Source organism: Chryseobacterium sp. CBSDS_008 (assembly GCF_049959325.1).
Classification (GTDB): Bacteria; Bacteroidota; Bacteroidia; order Flavobacteriales; family Weeksellaceae; genus Chryseobacterium.
The window spans coordinates 137,320-158,778 of sequence record NZ_CP188202.1 but is presented as its reverse complement, the minus strand read 5'-3'; the positions used below and the strand labels follow the sequence as shown (position 1 = coordinate 158,778).

The 21,459-nt window shown below is 33.5% G+C and carries 16 protein-coding genes; 4 read left to right on the top strand and 12 right to left on the bottom strand.

Annotated elements, in window-relative coordinates; translation table 11 throughout:
* Positions 1-217: 217 nt before the first annotated feature.
* From ACP3T3_RS00680 to ACP3T3_RS00670, 3 genes are all read right to left on the bottom strand, one after another.
* Positions 218-946: a capsular polysaccharide synthesis protein gene (locus ACP3T3_RS00680; RefSeq protein ID WP_426480012.1), complete on the bottom strand. Its 729-nt coding sequence runs from the start codon at positions 944-946 to the stop codon at positions 218-220.
* A gap of 463 nt (positions 947-1,409) precedes the next feature.
* Entirely contained in the window at positions 1,410-2,171 is a 762-nt protein-coding gene (locus ACP3T3_RS00675; protein ID WP_426478030.1) for a hypothetical protein, read from the bottom strand.
* 929 nt (positions 2,172-3,100) lie between these two features.
* Complete coding sequence (locus ACP3T3_RS00670; RefSeq protein WP_426478029.1) at positions 3,101-3,445, bottom strand: transposase; 345 nt, start codon at positions 3,443-3,445, stop codon at positions 3,101-3,103.
* A gap of 1,037 nt (positions 3,446-4,482) precedes the next feature.
* Here ACP3T3_RS00670 and ACP3T3_RS00665 point away from each other — a divergent pair.
* The gene (locus ACP3T3_RS00665; protein ID WP_426478028.1) at positions 4,483-4,809 is read left to right on the top strand and encodes a TraM recognition domain-containing protein; all 327 of its coding nucleotides are present in this window, start codon (positions 4,483-4,485) and stop codon (positions 4,807-4,809) included.
* Positions 4,810-5,115: 306 nt separating this feature from the next.
* Here the strand turns inward: ACP3T3_RS00665 and ACP3T3_RS00660 are convergent, their stop codons facing one another.
* The 5 genes from ACP3T3_RS00660 to ACP3T3_RS00640 form a co-directional block, all read right to left on the bottom strand.
* On the bottom strand, positions 5,116-5,352 hold the full coding sequence (locus ACP3T3_RS00660; RefSeq protein ID WP_426478027.1) for a hypothetical protein: 237 nt from the start codon (positions 5,350-5,352) through the stop codon (positions 5,116-5,118).
* A 1,403-nt stretch (positions 5,353-6,755) separates the two neighbouring features.
* Positions 6,756-7,691: a glycosyltransferase family 2 protein gene (locus ACP3T3_RS00655; protein ID WP_426478026.1), complete on the bottom strand. Its 936-nt coding sequence runs from the start codon at positions 7,689-7,691 to the stop codon at positions 6,756-6,758.
* Between the two features lie 624 nt (positions 7,692-8,315).
* A complete protein-coding gene (locus tag ACP3T3_RS00650) occupies positions 8,316-8,513 on the bottom strand; it encodes a hypothetical protein (RefSeq protein ID WP_426478025.1) in 198 nt (65 codons plus the stop codon).
* 304 nt (positions 8,514-8,817) lie between these two features.
* Complete coding sequence (locus ACP3T3_RS00645) at positions 8,818-9,798, bottom strand: glycosyltransferase family 2 protein (protein ID WP_426478024.1); 981 nt, start codon at positions 9,796-9,798, stop codon at positions 8,818-8,820.
* The gene (locus ACP3T3_RS00640; RefSeq protein ID WP_426478023.1) at positions 9,780-10,907 is read right to left on the bottom strand and encodes a glycosyltransferase; all 1,128 of its coding nucleotides are present in this window, start codon (positions 10,905-10,907) and stop codon (positions 9,780-9,782) included. The genes ACP3T3_RS00645 and ACP3T3_RS00640 overlap by 19 nt, the downstream gene beginning before the upstream one ends.
* An 883-nt stretch (positions 10,908-11,790) precedes the next feature.
* Between ACP3T3_RS00640 and ACP3T3_RS00635 the strand changes: the two genes are divergently transcribed.
* Positions 11,791-12,171, top strand: coding sequence for a hypothetical protein (locus ACP3T3_RS00635; RefSeq protein ID WP_426478022.1), 381 nt, complete (start codon positions 11,791-11,793; stop codon positions 12,169-12,171).
* A 429-nt stretch (positions 12,172-12,600) separates the two neighbouring features.
* Here ACP3T3_RS00635 and ACP3T3_RS00630 read toward each other — a convergent pair whose 3' ends face one another.
* The 3 genes from ACP3T3_RS00630 to ACP3T3_RS00620 form a co-directional block, all read right to left on the bottom strand.
* The gene (locus tag ACP3T3_RS00630; protein ID WP_426480011.1) at positions 12,601-13,443 is read right to left on the bottom strand and encodes an IS3 family transposase; all 843 of its coding nucleotides are present in this window, start codon (positions 13,441-13,443) and stop codon (positions 12,601-12,603) included.
* Entirely contained in the window at positions 13,431-13,958 is a 528-nt protein-coding gene (locus ACP3T3_RS00625) for a helix-turn-helix domain-containing protein (protein ID WP_426477658.1), read from the bottom strand. The genes ACP3T3_RS00630 and ACP3T3_RS00625 overlap by 13 nt, the downstream gene beginning before the upstream one ends.
* 1,478 nt (positions 13,959-15,436) lie before the next feature.
* Positions 15,437-15,673, bottom strand: coding sequence for a hypothetical protein (locus ACP3T3_RS00620; RefSeq protein WP_426478021.1), 237 nt, complete (start codon positions 15,671-15,673; stop codon positions 15,437-15,439).
* 872 nt (positions 15,674-16,545) lie between these two features.
* Between ACP3T3_RS00620 and ACP3T3_RS00615 the strand changes: the two genes are divergently transcribed.
* Together ACP3T3_RS00615 and ACP3T3_RS00610 are read left to right on the top strand one after the other, a co-directional pair.
* Positions 16,546-20,469, top strand: coding sequence for a Pls/PosA family non-ribosomal peptide synthetase (locus ACP3T3_RS00615; protein ID WP_426478020.1), 3,924 nt, complete (start codon positions 16,546-16,548; stop codon positions 20,467-20,469).
* Positions 20,470-20,519: 50 nt separating this feature from the next.
* A complete protein-coding gene (locus tag ACP3T3_RS00610; RefSeq protein WP_426478019.1) occupies positions 20,520-21,002 on the top strand; it encodes a GNAT family N-acetyltransferase in 483 nt (160 codons plus the stop codon).
* A 106-nt stretch (positions 21,003-21,108) separates the two neighbouring features.
* Here ACP3T3_RS00610 and ACP3T3_RS00605 read toward each other — a convergent pair whose 3' ends face one another.
* On the bottom strand, positions 21,109-21,183 hold the full coding sequence (locus tag ACP3T3_RS00605) for a hypothetical protein (protein ID WP_426480010.1): 75 nt from the start codon (positions 21,181-21,183) through the stop codon (positions 21,109-21,111).
* Between the last annotated feature and the right edge of the window lie 276 nt (positions 21,184-21,459).

Below are 21,459 nucleotides of genomic sequence, written 5' to 3'. Positions count from 1 at the left end.
ACTGAAAATGTGACTAAATGGGCTCGGCTCAACTTTGGCTCAGTGACCACATAAACGTTCAAAATAGCCAACTTTTAATTTTCTATTTTTGACTTTAGAAATCGTAAGTCTGGAGCATCTTAACAGGAACTGAATTTCGCTATAGTTTTACAAAATTATGTCGTACGATATTTATAAAGCAATTATTTCTGTGATTTCACTCGCTTATTATATATTCTTATCGGTAGTCTTCAAAAGAAGGCATTAAATGTTTGGAATACATAAGCTTTGCAGTATATTTCAGACAAAGCGGATGAAATACGTCTCCAAGTATTTGAGACCATTTGAGAGGGTATCCATTATTATTTCCCATAATATTTCCCGGATTCATTTTTAAATTGTCATACTGCTGATCCAAAATATCATGGACTTTTTCCAGCCATTCTTTAGCAAAAGGCGTATTTTTTTTAAAAATATAGCCCCCATTACCTATCAGTAGGAAAAAGTGTTTTTTCATATGTGTTTCAAAATTTTTGTCAGAGCAGTTGCCCACACCTCTTTTACCTAATTCCCGATAACCTATTATCCAGTGATTGTTACTTTTATTTAATCTGTGAAATGACTTTTTCCAGGAATTATTAATATGTTTTATGTCACAATATCCTCCCCCGTAGTGATACATAAAATAAGACCTTAAATAATCTGATTTATGTACTAAAGATAAATAAGGATAGGCTTTGTGCAGGGGATACATCGGCAATATATAATTATCAAGCATATCGGCAGTGATGCATTTCACCCTTACTGCGGATTTCTTATAAATACTTTCTAAAGCTCGCTGTCTGTTTTGTGGCATTTCATTGTACCCGGTCCAGAAACAATAAATGATTTCTTCAGCTTTTTCCGAGCTTCTATCATTTTCTTTATCGGGTTTACTAAAGCAAAATACTTTGTAATGTAAAAACATAATCTTTACATAAGCATGATATAGTATTTTTTTTATATAAATCTGCATCTAAAGTTTATTTATGTAAGATAAAATATTTGAAATAATAATTTTAAGTCTCAACTCTCCCGGTTTTAATATTTATTTTATTATTCCAGACATAATCTCAAGTTAGGTGAATATGTTCTCAACCTAATAGGAGAAGATACTAGAGTAATTCCGGGTTAATCTCTTCTCCTTGCTGTTTAAGGTATTTCACTGCATTATATAATGAATTATATCCTTTCGCTACATTATCCCAATATTGGGATTATTCCAATTATTTATTTGTATCCATATAATAAATTATTAACCAAAAACTCTACTTTGACTGTACCCAAAGCCGACGATTACATAAGGCACTACCTATTAAATGCATAACAGATATGCGAATGAATTAAATTACCTAACTCTAAATTACTTCCAAAAATACAGCAACACTTTATTAATCATTATATTGGTAATCAATTGTTGTTGTTAAGGCTTCTGTATTATCCAACTGTATATTTTTTGTAGGATAGCCCTTATCATTATAACTGATCGTGTTCTCAATCATAACTTCCATACTACTACTCAATTTTATGTTCAAAAGGTTATTATTTCCTGGAAAATTTATTTTTTCCAATTCATTAATGCCCTCTCCCACCATATAGATTTTATAGTATCCTCTAATATTTTTCAAGGGATTATTTTTAAGATCGAAAGTTGAAATTAATTTTTCGGGTAGATCAATCTTTATTAGATTTCCATTATTATCAAAATAAGCCTCAATTTGAAATTCGATATTTCCATTATCATCAAACGCATCATATTTTATATGATTAGCATCTAAATATTGGATATTTTTAATGTATTGTACCGCGGGGGATACAGACTCGTTAGTAACTTTTACAGAGGCTACTTTATCATTGGAATACGAAAAATCTTTTGCCATTTTAAGCTCACCTCCTTTATATAGCTCTTCTCTTATAATATTATCGCCATTATAAATATATTTATACCTATTGCCGCTACTAGTCGTTACCTCTTTTAATTTATCTCCGATATAGAAATAATTTAATTGGGATTGGCTATTGTTGTTAACAGCCGTAATAGTTGTAGGAAGCACAGGAACTTTTTCTGCGACACTAGGATTAGAGGTGTCATCGTTTGAACGACAACTTGAAGTTATTGCTAAAGCAATAAGTCCTACTATGAACTTTTTCATTATTGTTATTTTAAAGATTAGTATTAAAAATAATGTACATTACACAGATCATAAACTAATGTAATTCTGGAATACCTGAGTGTGAGCATTCACCCGGGAAGCAATAACCTCTGTACAATATCCTGAGGTACAATACCTGAAAATCCATATCTTTGGCAATATAAGATGCTACATTATCTGTTTTCTCTTTTTCTTTATCTAAAATTTCAGTCCTATTCCTTGGATAATTGATAATGGATATTAGCTGTTTCGCATAAGGGTCCGGAAAGCGAAGACTGAAATCACGATAATGTTTTTGGTTTTGATATTCTTATTCAAAAAACAGGATATTCTTATCAGTTTTTAGGATAAGATCTAACAACCTGAAGCATGGAGTCATGGCACACTAAAATATTCTGTTGTTTTATATATAATTCATTGAGTTCCTTGTTATGCACTTCCTTTGTATACAATATTTTGTCCCATAGGATTAGATTCAGTACATCCTTCCCAGGAAACAGCATATCAAGAACACCTCCATCTTTAGAATTTGTAATAAGCCAGCAGCTCATTCCAGATAGAATATCGTCTTTGGGAAAACAGAGTTAAACTTACCGCTGTTCGGGATAATACCCCTGTAGAAGTTTTTGTTTCTCCCTGGAAGTAAATAAAACCAAAAGCTTTTACCCACAAAATGTGGAAAATACATGGCAATTTTCTGAGCCTGTGTCCAGCAACAAAAACTACACAGCAAAAGATATATTTTATTTTTTCATCATTTTGTTTTTATATAGACTCTTCATTAAAAAATTAATTTGATTAATTATCACCGGATTTGCCACTCCTGTACTTGGCCGCCCACTTATGCAGGTGGTTTTTGGAATGCCATATTCTGCAGTAATTGCACTGATGGTTTTCTTCCCAGTGTTTACCAGCTCAATCATAAAAATCTATAAACTCTTTGGTATAAATGCTTTCCTGAATTGGGGCATCCCACTCTTCCAGTTACTTTTAATATCATGCACTCCCGAAGCAGGGGCATTTAAAATCAGATGCTGGGAATAAATACGGAAAAAATCATATTCCAGAAGTTTACTCCACATCAATAAAAACCTCGAATCAATACTTTTTTCCTCGTACATAGCAGTAGTCTCAGAAATACTTAACGAAAAAAAAGAAACGATCCTTGATTCATCAATATCGAGTTCTTGAACTCTTTTGCTAATAAGTTGTCCCATATAGATATCCTTATAGATATAATAATACCCTGTTTTATCCTCTCCTTGCCTGTTCATGTCTTACATTAATTGATTAAACCTTCGTCGATTTAAAAACTCTTTCTTCCATTGGATATCCTTACCCTGAAGTATAATAAAGTCATGGTATACATCACTAAACAGACAATGATCCCTGGTATTTTTTTTCTATAGTGTATAGTAATGATATTAAATGGGTTATCAGTTTTAATTCGTTTTAATTTTTTAAGCTTTTTTTTGTGTAATTTCCTTGTACTTTTTTTGTTTTTTGAAAGGGCGCCGCTACTGCCTAAGGGGAGAAACAAATGTTAAATAATTGTACTACCAAATATAATCCCCGGCAGCAGCAACGGACTCCCTTATGCTGTTACATCCCTATGCACGGTATTTACTTTATAGAAACTTTGTGTTTTTAGTTTTCCTTATATTAATATTCTAACTTATCCGGGCATATGTAATATATTTAATGATTAATATTTAACTCAACAGAGTCAAGAAAACTCACTTTAAAAGTGAATGTTAGATTCCCAATTATAGGTTCAAGAATCAACTTCAGCCTCTCATTTCTTTTAAGAAACCTTTAAGAGTTCTTCTGAAATTAAAATTACCACTTCCATCACAAATAAATCTTTGATTATCAGTCATATCATCACTAAATAATAGTAGTTTTTTAACTATAGTCGTTATGATTGTTTCTCCTTTTTAATAAAAATACCGCAAAGATACCTATCTATCAAAGGATAAGTATGCAGGCTAAGGATAAAAATAGTAATTCAAATTACCGTTGGATATAGCTAAGAAACTATTTATTTGAGTATAACTCAAAACCAATTATATTTTTGAGAAAACAATTTTTCATATTAAAAATTGAAAGGTACCTAACTTCTTCGTATAGTTGTGAAATTCTATGTATCTCAAAATTGATTTTAAGAAAATCATTATAATAACACTTGCTTGGTTTTTAGCAGTCGCTTGAGTATGGAAAAAAACTGAGCTATCAATATTCTACAAACTTGTAGATGGTGCTTATTTATTTGGCAACTCAGATGAAATGCTCATGGTAGCTGAAATTGATAATGGAGAGCTTACGATTAATATTGATGAATCAATGTTCCCAAACTAGTTTATCGAATACGCGCGCCAATCAATATGGTCTAAGGGCAGGTATGCAAGGTATTCCGCAATTACAAGAAAGACTAAAAAGCTCTGAAGATTCTGCAATAGTCGATATATCATCTAATCTTATTTGTGGAAAAGCAGGAAACGAAACTGCTAAATATGTTTCAGAAAGATTAGGGAAAACTAATCAGAGAAAAACTACCATTAACGAAAGTTCCGAAGGCGAATTTTCGTTTGGATATACAACTGATAAGGATTATTTGGTTTCTCAACCTCGGAGTTAGTGAGTTCTGTGGAACTATTGTTAATGATTTTAAAACAAAGATTAAGCAGAAAAGATTTTTTGGACGTTTCATAGTTGATAAGAACATAGATCCTATTTTATAACTCTAAATCTTGTGGATTTTTATGTCCGTCCAAAAGGAAAGAATTTGAATTGTTTTATTATTAATCCTAAATTAAAAACTTTTTAAGGACAACTACATATCAAACATCTGGAATATCAAAACTTCCTGTCCTGCGTAAAGGTTGTTAGTAATTCAATCCTCTTTTTCAGAAACCTGTTTTACTATCTTTCTTGAATAAGCGGCTTACTTGTTATGATTGATCCAAAATTCCAAAGCTTCCAGATATAAACGTTCTGCTTTCTCGGTACATTCTATTTCGAACATAAAGCCGCTGCTTTTTCTTACTTCTTCACTTGAAATGAGCCTTCCCTCTTCTGCAGCTTTTATACCTTCTAAGATAGAGTGTTTAATCTCTTCAGAAATTATAATGTCTTCCTGGATTTTAAAACTGATTTTCATCTCTTCTAAAAAAAGCTTCAATAACGGAGAATTGTTTTGGGTTATCCGGATAAATAACAATACTTTTCATAATAAGATTATTTAAAAAATAAATATTTCAAACAAACATATCGCAAAATATTTTTATCTTGCAATACTCTTTTCCAGCTGTAAAATTCATGATTCCCGAATATTCTGAGTCCTGTTGAAAAAGGTTAGTTTGTGAAAAATAATTTGACATAGGGATTTAAATAAATATACCTAATGCATAGTAATGACGTTAAATAGATTATCAGTTTTTTTAATAGTTTCTTTTATTTTTTTAAGGTCTTTTTAAGTGCAATTTCTTTTTGTTCTTTTCTCCATTTGTCTTTTTGTTTTATGCTATTTTTTTGGTGGGGGTGCCGCTACTGCCTAAGGAAAGAAACAAATGTTAAATGTTAAAATGTACCGTCAAAATATAATTCCCGGCGGCAGCAGCAACGGACTATGCTCCCCTATGCTTTAAAGCCCTTCTACCCGTCTTTGCTTTATAGAAACTTTGTGTTTTAGCTTTTCTTTATTTATTCTAATTTACAGGCGCTTTTGTTGAGGGATCAAAACCGCTGTAACAGGATATTACTCATTTATAACAGGTTTTCATGGGTATTAACTAAGTGGGTGTTTCTTTAACCGTATATATATAGACCATACTTTTCTAATTGCGTTATTAAAGATCCGTATCCGTCATATGGATCAAGAGTCTTTGATATTGTTATTAGTTTACCAATGGTTTAGTTTTTAAAAAGTGCGGCAAATTACTTTGCCGCACAGGTTCGAATGAAGAAACAAACCTATAATAGCCTTTTAATGCTAATGATAAAAATTAAAGTTAGTTGGAGTTATATTTATTTTTATTTGTAAACTTTTAATGGAATTTAAATAGTAAATGATTAATATTTCAATATTCAGAAAATTTGCTTTAAGGTAAATCTTAGATATATTACAGTTCTATCAACTTTATGCTGTAGTATCTTTTAAGAAACCTTTGAGTTTTTCCGAGATTAAAATTACCAATTCCACAACAAATAAACCTTTAATCATCAGTCGTATTACCACTAAATGATAGTAGTTTTTTAACTACAGTATTGGATTGTTAAACTTTTTATCGAGAGTTATGTAAAATTGGTCTCCCTACTTTTAGTAGTTAAACAGAATTTAGAAAGATTTTACGAAATAAGCTGACAACTGCATCTTTAGAAGTGGTTCTTTATATTGTAAAGGAATTTTTAAAATAGCACAGTACCCATTGAGTATTGATATTGTATTTGTGATTGAGATTATCGTGATGCTGCTCAGTTCTGCCAATTTTATCAGTTTACAAAGCGTTAAAAATAAGTATCCGGCCATTAAACTAAATCTAGTTAATGGCCGGACAATATATTGGTTTTTTAGAATATCTTAATTTAAAATAAATCGCTTCTGAAATTAATATTATACAACCCTGAACGTATACTTTTATAATCCGTAAAGAGATACTTTGTAATCATTCCCCATTTTTTCAGCGGCGGAGCATTGGCAATCTGGAAGCTTCTGTATACTCTTTTAATATGAAGCTTAATATCATCAGGAATGGCATTCTCATTCTCTGCCCAATGATTGACCTCCTTCCACAACATGACTCTTGTAGATGCAGGTTTAACTTCTCTTGTATCTACTTTGGAAATTCTGTTATTCTCATGAACGCCTCTTACTGCTACTGCTTTGTCAATAATTCCGGGATATAAATTATGATAGTAGGAGAGTCTGAATAGAAACTCTGTATCCTCGTGGAGGTCTAAATTTTTAAAGAAATACTCCATATTTCTCAGAGAGCTTTTACGGATGGTCAAAGCATCAATGCTGAAAAGCCCGAAAGTACCTTTCATATTAAGCTGTCCGGGAAATACATCTTTAGGAGCATGTTTTTTATAAACTGTGGTAAGGCGGTCGCCAAAAATCTTATAATACCGTTGCTTTGCTTTTTCACCATAATAATGGACACCAATAGCGCCATACACTCCATCAACATCTTTATTGATAAAAAGTTCTTTTTCTGCATCAAAACGGTTCGGAAGATAGTAATCATCTGCATCAAGGAATGCAATGAAGTCTCCTTCTGATTTTTCTATACCCAGGTTTCTGCTGGCTCCTGCCCCGTGATTCCCTTTGTCCGGGTGCTGAAAGAGTTTTACTCTATCATGTTTTTCAGCAAGTTTTCTGCATACTTTCAATGCATTGTCAGGGGATTTGTCTTCTACTAATATCACTTCATATACATTTTCAAACTGAAGAGCAGATTCTACAGCCTGAGAAACATAGTTTTCGGCATTGTAAACGGGAATAATGACTGAAATTTTCATTTTATCAAATTATGTTTTTGTGGATGTTAAACTAAATTTATGACAGCAATTAAATTTTGTAGAATCCCTTGCCATACTAGCGGTTAGTTCACGGGAAGTAAAAGACCCGATTTTGCAGATCACCATTACTATCTACTGACACAGAAGGTGAGCACGAAGTAAAACCGGTAATAAATACAATTCTTTCGTTTATATTTAATGATTAATTTTTAAATCAAAGACTACGAACTTTTAAAGGTAAATCCAGGTCTATATGCTAGAGTTCTGTATCATAAATTTGTGATACAAAGTTACCATTCCACCACAAACAAAACCCCAGCCTTCAGTCATATTATCACCAAACAAGTATAGTTTTTTAACTAACATACTCACACTGAATTCCTGAAACTAAATATAGATGTGAGTGCTAACAGTAGGCATTGTGATATTTGGAATATTAATCTTAATAGAAATAAGGATAAATCCAGTATCGGAAGGAGCAATTAAATAAACAAATTGACTCTTTAAAAGAACATTAGAAAAATCAAAGAGGACCCAAATAAACAAATAAGCCCTCTTCTTTTAATATGCTGCTGTAAGGTAGTATAACACCTACTTTTTAGATTAAATTTAATATTTAGACCTTTACTTTAAGATTTTTTCCCAAATAAGTCCCATTACAAATGGTACTCTTGCAATATTATGCTGAAGTGTCTTGAAACCGTCTATCGTAAATCTGATATCTTCAGTCATTCCGTATTCTGAAAAGTCAACCTCAGGAACAGCTTTATGTTTAAAGTTGATATTCAATAAGTTATATTGATGGATAATCACGATGTACATTTCCTTGCTGTTATCCACTGAAAAATTAGGATCATGACTTTTTCAAATGTACATGAAATTGACCATACGTGCAAGTAGGTTTTTCATTATAACTATTGGAATTACTACACTTTACGGCTGAGCTAGTTCTTTGTTGCATCTGCCATGGCTCCTATCTACTTTTCTTAAAGTATCATTTTTACCTATCGGATAAGATTTTAATTACGTTCCTCCGGAAGTTTTTTAAGAAAGTTAACAAGGTCTTTTTCTGCAGCACCTTAGCGAAAAGGCCCAATACGTATAAGATACTTTTTTCAAAGGAGTGTTATTTATTTAGATTTCTTTTAAGTTTCAAAAGCAACCGGAATTGTCTGGTTTTAAGAAGTAAAAATAAAGCTTTTCTATAAAAATCTGTATATGTGAAATGATTGATGTTCACGGATGACGTTACGCGGTTTAAATTTTTATAGGCTTCTTTCCTACACAGGCTTTTACCAATAATGCCCTGATCGATGCTGGATTCAATAATATCCCAATCTACCTGATAAACATATTTTTTTAATTTTTTTCCCGATTGTTGCTGATGTGGAAAAATAAAATCTATTATGGCAGTATGTAATTTGAATAAGGATTCAAAGGTGTGTTCTGATCTGCTTAATGAGCTTTCAGTATACTCGTAATGATAAAGGGAGGCATCAATGATCTTTATGGCTTTAATGTGTTTCAAATATTCCAAAAAAAACATCAAATCTTCACCATAACTGACTTCTTTGTTAAAAATAATCGTATTTTTCATTATGATTTCCCTTTCAAAAAATTTTGCAACAGGTCCTCCGAAATACAGTAGATTATTTCTCACCAATAATTCTGTAAAATCTGTCTGTATTTGATAGGTCTTATAATGAAGATTTCTAGGTTTACCCCGGATAATGTTCTGAAGAAGCAAAGTATCTGGTGATGTATAGTTATCAACGAAAACCTGGAGATAATTTTTTTCAACCCAGTCATCAGAATCTATAAAGCAGATTATTCTTCCTTTTGCATGAGAAGTACCGGTATTCCTTGTATCACTTACTCCGCTGTTTTTAATTTTATCAATGACTTTAACTCTTTGATCTTTTTCAGCAAATGAATTCATGATTTCTAAAGAGCGATCAGCAGAACCATCATTTATTAACAGTAGCTCAAAATCTTTATAGCTCTGATCTAAAATAGAATCAATGCAGTGATGCAGACTGTCTGCAGAATTGTAAACAGGAATGATGACGGATATAAATATATATTGTTCTAAAGTATCTTTTCCCATTGCAGTAGTATTTTTTCTTTACTCCATTTTTCTGATTCTGCTTTACTGGATAACATAAGCTCAGTAAGTTGACGAGGGCTGTTAATCAGATGTTTCAGTTTTATTATAAAATCCTCCTTGTCACGCAACCCAATCAGATAGCCGTTATTGGTATTTATTATTTCGGAAGGACCCGTAGGACAGTCATAGGCAATAAGAGCGTTACCGCAGAACATTGCTTCAATGAGAACGGTAGGCAGCCCTTCGTTCAGTGAGGTCATGCAAAATATTTTTGACTTTTTGTATAGCTCCAAGATTTGCTCCTGAGGAATACTTCCGAGAAACTCAATAGTATGGGGGCAGAGCTTTTGAGCCTGCTCTTTCAGGAATTCTTTTTGGTCCCCATCACCGGCAATTATGATTTTCCAATCTTTATCTATATTACATCCTTTGATGATATTAATAAAATCTTCTATATTCTTTTCAGGGCCAAGTCTACTTACCGTACATATAATATTTTCTTTATTGGAAATATCCAGTTGAAAATTTTCATAGTTGTCTCCGATAATATTGGGGATAACAACTGAATTTGGATTTATTTTTTTATAATACTCTAACGACGTATGTGTCAGAGAGATAATGGAGCGCAAGTTTTTATAATATTTCCGTAAAGTATTATAAACCAGCCCGCCTGTTTGGTAGCTGATATGTTCCCAAGCAATGGTTTTCTTGCTTACCTGGCTGTCAACAGCCAGCATTGAAGAAATTTTATACCAGCAGGAAATAATAGTGTCATATTTGTGATGGTTTTCATTAATCCATTGTTTTAGTACCCTGTATGATCCAAAATCATACAAATATGAATAAATATTATATATTTTGGGGATTTTATTATATTTCTTATAAATAGAGGTCCCAAACTTTGCATATTTATCTTCAAAAGAATTAATATAGTGTTTTTTAACTTTAGTATGTATTGGAAAAAAATCTTTGTGAGGATTAATCAGGAATAGAATCTCAATGTCGTAATTAAGCTCTACAAGTTCCGAAGTTATATGAGAAAGTGCTTTTGCTATGCCACCAGCCTTAGTATTTTGGTAATATATAAATAAGATTTTTTTTCGTTCCATTTGTCTTTATTTAATTTTTCTTGTTTTTTTGAATTTGTAAAAAGGTTTTCTTTGATATAGGCATCAGTTTTTTCTCTAACTGACGGGATATTCCGTACAGAGTACCTAGTAACCGAAATAAATACAATTTTCTCATTTGTTATATATTTAATGATTAGTTTTTAATCAATAGATGTAAGAAACTTTAAGGTAAATTTTAGATGGACATGTTATAGGTCTAATCAACTTGTGTTATTTTAAGAAATCTTCTAGTATAAAAATACCATTCCTACTATAAATAAAACCCTGATCATGAGTCATATTATTACTAGCCGCATATAGTTTTTTAACTATATATTATTCTACTCCTATATCGTATAAAAAATGGTTGATTTGGTCTATCAAGGATAAAACAAAAGACTAACGCTAAGAATAAAAATAGTAATTAAATTACTGGCTACAACGATTAAAAAAAGATCTGCTTAAAAGTCTCGGTATTTGATTACAATCCACGCCGGACGCTTCAATTAAAATAATAAGGATAGTAATATTGTCATGGTTTGAAAATCACCTATTATCACTACAATTCATGAGGATAGAAGCGTAATGATTTTTTCTTATCTTATGCGGTAGATCATGCATTTGTGGTCTGTTCCGGCTTCTCATTTATCTGCAATCTCATAATGCAGCTCAACCAACTAGTGATAAAACTATATAAAATTAGATATAATATTACTGTCGCTTAGGGAAATATGAAAAAATTCTTCTTTACATTTGAAGTGTATTTAGAGGATACTGATACTCAATATTATTTTATACAATGAGAAAAATTCAAAGTATTGAATAGTCAGGCGTACTTAAGGCGGCTTAGCTAATCCTTCAATAAACTATAAGAACTAAACATATGAAAGAAAAAACCATAAAAAATTTGTTAGTAATAGCTTTTATAGCCTTTTGTGTTAATGTAAGTATTGCACAAACAATCACACCAACAGTCCCACAGCCAAAAACTAAAAGCGAAGCAGCATCTACTGTTAAGCTAAAGAAAGACGGTACACCGGATAAACGCTACAGTACAGCCAATGAAAAAACAACAGTCAGACCCACACAGAATCAAACGGTTACCAGACCAAGCATTCCAAACAGCACCAATACAACAAGTTATACACCTACCGTAGACCGAACCTTAAAAGGTCCTAATGGTGAAGAAATATTGACTGGTCCCAGGGGTGGTAAATACTATATCAATAAAAATGGAAATAAAACCTACATAAAAAAAAATTAGCAGAAATTTTTTAGTGTTTAATTAGATTTCTCTAAGCTGCAAGACCTCTGGTATTATCAGAGGTCCTGCTATTTATTTGCACCCGGCCGAAAGGAAAAAAAGCTCCTGCTATTGATTTGGGATATCCCTGAAGGGAATATCCGAATCATTCAAACATTTTACTGCTGAGATATTTACGGGAGGAATTCTTGTTAAAGCATGCGGTTCATCCTGATAGAAAGGGCAATAACTGTTTTTTGATGTTTACGCAGTATATTATACAGGCTCCGGGTTCACATTCTTTTATGCCGTTCCTGTCCATAATAATATGGGAGCATTAACTTGATGGGCATTATACAGCGGGTCATTATCCATATACTCCTGTTTATGGGTCACAAATCCCCAAGCTGAACTGCCCGTCTTAGACTGCACCCAAAAAGTTAGACAAAATTAAACAATATTATTATATGAAAGAGTTCGGTACTGTACCGGGCTCTTTCCTTTTAGATTAAGTCTTATCCTGTCGTTATTGTAGTAATTGATATACTTCTTTATTTCTTTTTTGAGCTCATCAATGGTTTTAAATTTCTTAGTATAGAACATTTCAGATTTTAAAGTTCCAAAGAAGTTTTCTATTACCGCATTATCCAGGCAGCTTCCTTTGCGGGACATACTTTGGATAATGCCTTTTTCTTTTAACAGCTGCTGATAGGCTTTCATCTGATATTGCCAGCCTTGATCAGAGTGGATGATGAGGTTTTCAGTATTCTTAATTTTTCTGAGCCCTTTTTTGAGCATATTCACAACCTGCGTAAAGACAGGCCTTTCCGAGAGATCGTAACTGATAATCTCGCCATTGTAAAGGTCAATTATCGGCGAAAGGTACAATTTACTGCCCGAGACATTAAATTCTGTCACATCAGTGGCCCATTTTCTGTTTGGCTGATCTGCCTTAAAGTTCCTCCTCAGAATATTTGGCGCTATCCTGCCTTGCTCTCCCCGGTAAGATTTGTATTTTTTAACCCTAACGATACTTTTCAATCCCAGGGTCTTCATCAGTCTTAAGACCGTTTTATGATTGATTACAATTCCTTGTTGATTCATAATCAAGGTAATACGACGATATCCAAACCGACCCTTATGCCTATGATAAATTTGTTTTATCAAAGTTTTTACTTCTCCATATTTATCCTTTTTATCAAGAGCTTTCTGATGGTAATAGAAACTGCTTCTGGCCATACCTGTACAATCCAGCAGGAGCGACAGGTCATATTTTCGCCTTAATCCTTCGATGGCCTCTGCTTGTTCTTTTTGAGAGTTAAGGCGTCTAACTTTTTTAGAAAATCAATTTCAGCTCGCAGTCTTTCATTTTCCAGTAAAAGTTCTTCTTCTCTGGTCAATGGCTTATCCGACTTTCTTTTCTTACGTTTGTAATCACTCATAATCCTGGGTCTTCCTTTGGGGGTATTCTTTAACCCTAAAATACCACTTTTTTCGTAATCCCTCTGCCAGCTCAATACTGTAGACTGAGCTGCGATATCGAATCGGATACATGCTTCCCTTTGTGAGATACCTTCTGTTTCGATGGCTTTTAAAACTTTAATCTTGAAATCCAGGGAGTAGCTTCTGTTTTTTCTAGGTTGTAGTCCTGAGATTCCGTACTTGTTATAAAATCCAAGCCATTTGCGAAGATTAGATTCATTAAAACTCTTTTCTAATGCAATTGATTTTATGGAACGATGGGAACCTAAATGAAGTTCAATACATTCCAATTTGAAATCAATACTAAATTTTTCTTTCTTATACATAAAAATGCCCCTAAAAAGCGTCTAACTTTTTGGGGGCAGTCCATCTTCATACCTCCAGTAATCAGCAGAAAAATGATTGTAATTAAAGACAAATGAGGTATTGATCACATTTGGAATAGATGCCCCTGAAATATGGGCGGCTGGACTAAAGAGGCAGTAAAATTAATATCCTGTTGAGATGTGGGTTAATGATTAAAAAAAATATTAATCTTAATTTATCTTAAAGCAAACAGCTCCTATCTCCATAAAAATAGCAATAGATATAAAAGTAATATCAAAAATTGTCCCTCTATGCAAATTTATTAAAGACACAAAACATTTGAAAACGCATAAATTATCCTGAATTTAAGAAACTTTTAGAGCTATATTGATCTCATCAAATCTGAATTCCCAAAAAAACTTAGGAGTAGATTTGGCCTTTTTACAATGCTGTCCCTCCCACCAAGATAAAATCTTTGAGTTTCTCATCCCTTCATTAATCATTACAAGAGCTCCCATATTTCCTTGCTTACGGTTTCTTTGTATAACATAATTTCAATTTTTCCAAAAAAATAATTATGCATACCCAGAACCTTATTAAGTGGACGATGTGTGTCTGCCTTTGGCGTTTATTTTCTTATTAGTTGTCATTTATGTTTAGTTAAGAATTGTTTTTAATATGAATGCAATTTCTATCGATGAAATTGTATGTACAAGGTAGCGAACTTGCTTTACAGGAAATCTCCACGAGAAAGCCTATATTAAAGAATCGTGTAGATAAAGCTATTGAAATACTGTTATTGATGTAGCCACAAACCTGCTCTAAGGGGCAGCTTAGAGTAAAGCAACGAGCTTAAAAAGAAAGGCTTTATTGTATCACCAGACGGAGTTAGGAGTATTTGACCCAGAGATAATCTCCATGCTTTTAAATTGAGATTAAAAGCCTAAAAAAAACGTTCAGGACTGTATTGTTCTTACTGAATCTCAGCTTTAAGCATTAGAAAAGAGCCGAGAAAGAGAAAAAGTCTCTGGAGAGGTTGAAACACATCTTTTGGATATTTGAGCACAAGACACTTATTATGCGGATTAACATAAAAGGTTGGGCATATTATGTCGTAAATAGCTGTCTGATCTTTTTATAATAATGCTTGCGTTTATCATCGTTTGTACAAATAATTTGAATTTATGAATAATGAGAGGTTAAAGCTCTCATTATTCCTATTTTTTTTGTGCTCTCCATTCTACAAACTTATCTCTAGTTTTTGGATTGTTTCTAAAGAACTGATCCATGTCTTTTAGGAGCTGATCTCTTTCTATTGGAATAATAACATTTTCCTTCAGGAGCTCTTCTCTATACTGCTCCGTTATTTTGAGCTTTGGTGGTAAAAGCTTTCTGATAAGCGAGATACAGAGCAAGAAAACTGATAATGGTTAAAGCTAAAGAAGATAACCAGACGTAAAGACTTAAATTCGGAATTTTTAAGAGTGAATTAAGACGTTTAACATTCTCTAGTCTTTTCCATGTAGAAAGAATTTATGGCGCTTAAATCAGGCTGTATGGAGACTGTCTTTAATTCCTTTATTTTCTCCTGTATGTCATTTTTTTCTTTCTTCAACAGAAGAACCGTTTCTGCAAGTTCATTAGCAATCTTGCGTTCCCTCAAAATAGAATTATTTATTTTTTCAGCGTTCTGGGTGATAATCTCAGCGAGTTGTTGGTTAGTAAAATCTGTCATTTTTTTAATATTTTATCTTGGTATTCTCGGTCAATGATGCCTTTAATGAATCCTGTTAGATCTTTTCACCCTTGTCTTTCCGATGTCAGAGGCCTTGAAAGTCATAGTTTTTTGTTTGTGCAACGTAAACCACGTGTTCACCTTGCTTAATAATTGTGGGAGCATTTCCTCTCTCTGCACCTAACAGTTCCGAATACTGCGAAAATTACTTCTTTTTATTTCTTTTACGTGCGATATAGAGTACGTTTGTTGATCTTCCAATCCTTGATCCGTAACAAATAATGGTTCGCTTTTTGAGATTAGTTATTCTAAAACATAAGCCTTTTTTAATTATGTAATTGTAAAATCTGACGATTCAATAAGCTCCGATCCTTCTTCAAATAATTTCTTTTCTGATTTCTCCACCGGTTCAACTCTTTTCAATATTATTTCGTGATTTAGTCAGTAGTAGTATATTTTCGCAATTTCATGATGCGGATTCTTTAGAAACAATTACACCATTCTTTTAGATGTTTTTTAAATTCTGTATCACGAAGTTTAAGTTCCTTTGCTTCTTTACCATATTTGATATGCTGACCTTTTCATATCAATTTTTGCGCATAACTTAACTTTCAACTATTCAAATATACAAAATGTATATAATATACAATATCATTATGCTGATTGTCAACGTTTCTAAGTTCGCTGATCCATATGACAAGAGAAAAATTTTGCGATAAAATAGTAAACGTGAAATTTTTATTTTTTTTTAATTTCAGTTAATTGATATTAATTCCTGAAATATAACAACTAAAAAACGAATTGAAAGATCGGGCTTGCGGATAAATAAAGTATATTTATAAAAATATTCCCAACACATATTGTAATTTTTAATGATGAAAAGCCTGATTTTAGGAAAGATCAGCCCGGAGTTTATCAAAGATGAAACTCTGCCTGAATTACTGGTTCCCACCTTTGATAAATATAAAGATAAAACTGCCTTTATATTTAAAGACAAAAAAATATCCTATGCTGAACTAGACAGCTGGAGTAACTCAATAGCTCTTCAACTGCAGGATCAGGGAGTACAACCCGGTGACTGCGTAGGAGTATGGTATCCCAGAAGCCTGGAACTTCCTGTAGCTATACTAGGAATTTTGAAAACTGGCGCATCATACATTCCGTTAGACCGCGAAATGCCTGAAGACAGGATCAAAAAGGTGTTTACAGATATCAATATCAAAACCTATTTTTCTGATACAGATGTCCATATCCACTGCCAGCCCATAGAAATCGCTCCACAGCCTCAACATGTTGTTTCTTTATCTGCCATAGAGTATACGCCGGATCATTGGGCTTATGTCTTATTTACCTCCGGCAGTACCGGAAACCCTAAGGGAATACCTATTTCTCACCGAAATATCTGCCATCTGATTCGTTCTGAAGGGAATTTTATAGCAATTAAAGATACAGACGTCATTTATCAGGGGTTTTCAGTGTCTTTTGATATGTGGTGTGAAGAAGTATGGATCAGCCTCTTTTCAGGCGCTACCCTATGGATTGCTGATGCTACTACTGTAAAAGCAATAGATGAATTGAGTGGTGTTTTAAAAAAAAATAACATTACGGTACTTCATGCCGTGCCAAGTATTCTAGCTATTATTGATGAAGTTCCTACCATACGACTAATCAATACGGGAGGTGAAGCATGTACAAAACAGGTACAGGAAAAATGGGCAAAACCCTATAGAATATTCATCAACAGCTATGGACCTACAGAAACTACGGTTTCATCCAATATGGCTCAACTCAATAGCCGACAAGAACTGACAATCGGCCCCCCTCTTGCTAATTATCATGTTGCCGTCATTGATGAAAATATGAATATTGTTCCGCGTGGAGAACGTGGTGAAATGATTATTTCCGGTCCGGGAGTAAGCAACGGATATTTTAATCTTCCTGAGCTTACCGAACAAAAATTTTCACCTAATCCTTTTCCTGGAGACCTCCCCGGAGACAGGGTTTACAAAACCGGAGATGCCGTTATCATCCGTGAGGATGGCTTTATTGAGTTCCAAGGAAGAATAGATGATCAAATCAAGTTGCGTGGTTACAGAATTGAACTTGGCGAAATAGAATCACGACTCAATCAGCTTCATGACGTTTGCTCTGCTGCTGTGGCAGTGAAAGAAGATTCTAATATGCAGGGACAACTTGTAGGATATGTTGTCGTGAACAGTGACGCTTCTTTTGATGAAAATGTAATGCGGAAGGAACTGGCGAAATTTCTGGCTCCTTATATGGTTCCTATTTCTATTGTACTGATGAAAGAAATGCCAAGGATGCCCAGTGGTAAAATCGATAGAAAACGACTTCCGATTCCAGAAAGTTTTATTAGCCATGAGGGAAACGAAGAGATAAAAATTGACAATAAAGCTCCTATAGAGGAAAGACTTATTCAGACTCTGAAATGGGTGTTTCCCGGAAAAGAAATTAACCTTAATCAGGATTTCTTCACTGATTTGGGCGGACATTCTCTATTGGCAGCGACATTGGTTTCTCATCTTCGTCAAAAAGCAGGAATTCCCACAGCTTCATTGAAAGAAATCTATGAAAATCGACCTTTGTCAGCCTATTCCGAATGTCTTAAAAATAAACACACTCAGGAAACATCTCATCAGCAACCTTTTCACAGAGCTTCTACATTACAGTATATTGCCTGTAATATTGCTCAAACGATCAGTTTGCTGGTCGTATTTGCTTTATTGAGCATTCAGATTTTTTTCCCTTATTTAAGTTATTATTATTTTCAAATGAACGGATATGGACTACATTATGCTTTAATGAGTGCTATTTTACTCTATACATTGATTCCGCCTGTATATTCCATTATTATTGTTCTTACCAAATGGCTTGTGATAGGGAAAATAAAAGAAGGAGATTATCCGCTTTGGGGATGGTATTATTTCCGATGGTGGCTATGGAAAACGATCAAAAGACTATTGCCCTCAGAATTTATTGTAGAAACACCTTTATATCCTAAATATTTAAAATTACTGGGAGTAAAAGTACATCCAAGTGCACAACTGAGTTTACTACCTATTGCTGCTGAAGATCTTGTGACTATTGATGAAAATGTGAACACCAGTTCCGGTTGCAGCATTGACAATGCTTCTGTTGAAAACGGAATTTTAAGAATAAGAAAAGTACATATAAAAGCGCATGCCTATCTGGGATCTTCTGTTATCATATGCGGAGACACGGAGATTGAGAAATTTGGAGAACTTCAGGATTTAAGTTGTCTGAATGAAAGTGAAAGAATCGGCTTTGGAGAAGTGTGGAACGGCAGTCCTGCTGAAAAGATAAGAGTAAAATCAGGTGAGGAAATTGTAGTACCCAAACTGGCTTCAGCAGGAAAAAGAAACCGGTTTGCATTATTGTATGCATGTTCACTATTTTTCTTTCCGCTTCTTATTGTTCTGCCATTAGCACCTACACTTTATACTTTATATTATCTGGATGATCGCTCGGCCGATTATACTTTTTATTATCTATGGCAGGCTCCGATACTTTCTACTGTATATATTCTACTGTTTATTGGAGTGGTAAGTATACTGACACGCATTTTACAGTACCATATGAAACCGGGCATCTATCCTGTGTACAGTTTTATGTATTATAAAAAATGGATAAAGGATCAGATTTTCAACCTGTCTCTCATTATTGTTCACCCTCTTTTTGCTTCTATTTATATTAGTAAATTTTACAGAATGATGGGAGCAAAAGTGGGAAAAAATTCAGAAATATCGACCGCAAGTGATGTTTCTCACCATCTTTTGGAAATAGGTGAAGGTTCATTTATTGCCGATGCCGTCATCCTTGGAGAACATGATGTAAGAAATGAAAAATTAATTTTAGCAAAAACCACCATTGGAAATAACAGCTTTGTAGGAAATAGCGGATTGATTCCCCAAGGATATGAGCTTGGAAATAATATGCTGATCGGCGTATTAAGTAAAGCTCCGTCTGAAGAACAATTGAAAAGTTCTACTGAAAAAGACTGGTTCGGATCTCCTCCAATTGGTCTTCCTGCGAGACAAAAATCTGATATATTTCAGGATAACCTTACCTATAACCCACCATTCAAACTTAAACTTGCTAGAGCTATTGTAGAAGGAATCAGAATCATTCTCCCGCAAACTGTAATAATCATCTGCAGTGTATTATTTATTGCCTATACAAGTACTTACCTGGAAGGAAACATTCATTATCTTATCTTACTGGCTCCTTTTTATTATTTAGGAATTGTAGCTTTACCTTCATTTTTTTTCACAGTAATACTGAAGTGGGTATTTATTGGAAAATATAAAAAAACAGAAATGCCAATGTACAGCATGAAAGTATGGCTGAGTGAAGGAATAACGACTGTTTACGAAGCACTTCCTGTACAATTCTTCCTTGATTTTCTAAGAGGCACATTCTGGCTGCCATTCTTTATGAGATTCCTGGGCGTAAAAATCGGAAAAAGAGTCTGGCTTAATACGACTGACATTACAGAGTTTGACATGGTAACTATTGGAGACGAAACCATGCTGAACGAAGATTGCGGTCCCCAAACCCATCTTTTTGAAGACAGAATTATGAAAATAGGGAGTGTAAAAATTGGAACCCAAAGCACAATCAATTCGAGAACAATTATTTTATATGACAGTGAAATTGGAAACAATGTCAATATAGATCCGCTTTCTCTGGTAATGAAAGGAGAAGTACTTTCTGATAATACATCGTGGTCTGGAAGTCCTTTGAGAACGAAATGATGAAGGTTCGGTTGGAAGCTCGAAGTAATTAAAAGTTAAAAAATATGTTTATGAATTATTCTATCAGAAAAATAAAAATCAATGAAAATCTTTCTATTGTAGATGAAATGGTAGGAGAGCTTCATGTTTCGGAAAAAGAAATGAATAACAAAACTGCTGATTGGAGCCAGATTAAGGAAAACTATCTCCGTTTTATGTCACAATGTGAAAAGGAAAATGATGGCACCTTCTTTATCGCGGAAGTCCATGGAAAAGCTATAGGCTTTCTCTTCGGATATATCGATGAGAGGGATGATAGCAATTTTGAACTTGAAAAAGGAGATGATCTGTATGTATCAGAAGGCTATGTGAAAAAAGAGTTCAGAAAACAAGGAATCTATTCTGCTCTCAATACAGCATTTGAAAAAAACTATGAAGATTATAAAATCAGAAAAATTTACCGCTATACACTTTGTACCAATGACACTATGCAGCGTTGGCTGGCTTCCCAAGGGTATCAGCCCGTAAGATTGGTTTATGAAAAATGGATGTAATGGTAGTGTTAAAGCTCTTTCCTATATAGGAAAGAATAAAAACTCTGACAAGCTTTGCTTGCCGGAGTTTCCGTGAAGACTTGGTCTTATTATTTCTGAATACTCTTCAATCGGAACTCCGGTAAACCTGAATCCTTTTTCTCAGCTGATTTTCAATAAATATCTTATAAGGCACCTGCATACATTGTGGAAGGTTACAGAAAATACAAACCGTGGGAAATATTTAATATTTTCCTTTCAATACCAGTGATGGTGTATTTCTTGAAGATAGGAAGCATTACTTCATTCAGTTGAATTTAATTTTCTTCTTACGGTCTTCATATATCTCCATGCTACTTGCACTCTCTAATTTCATTGTTATGATCATCAATTATCTATTAGTAATAATTTATATGCTGTATATTATATAAATCAATTGAGAAATACAAAGAAAAAGCATACCTGTCGCTTCCTCTCT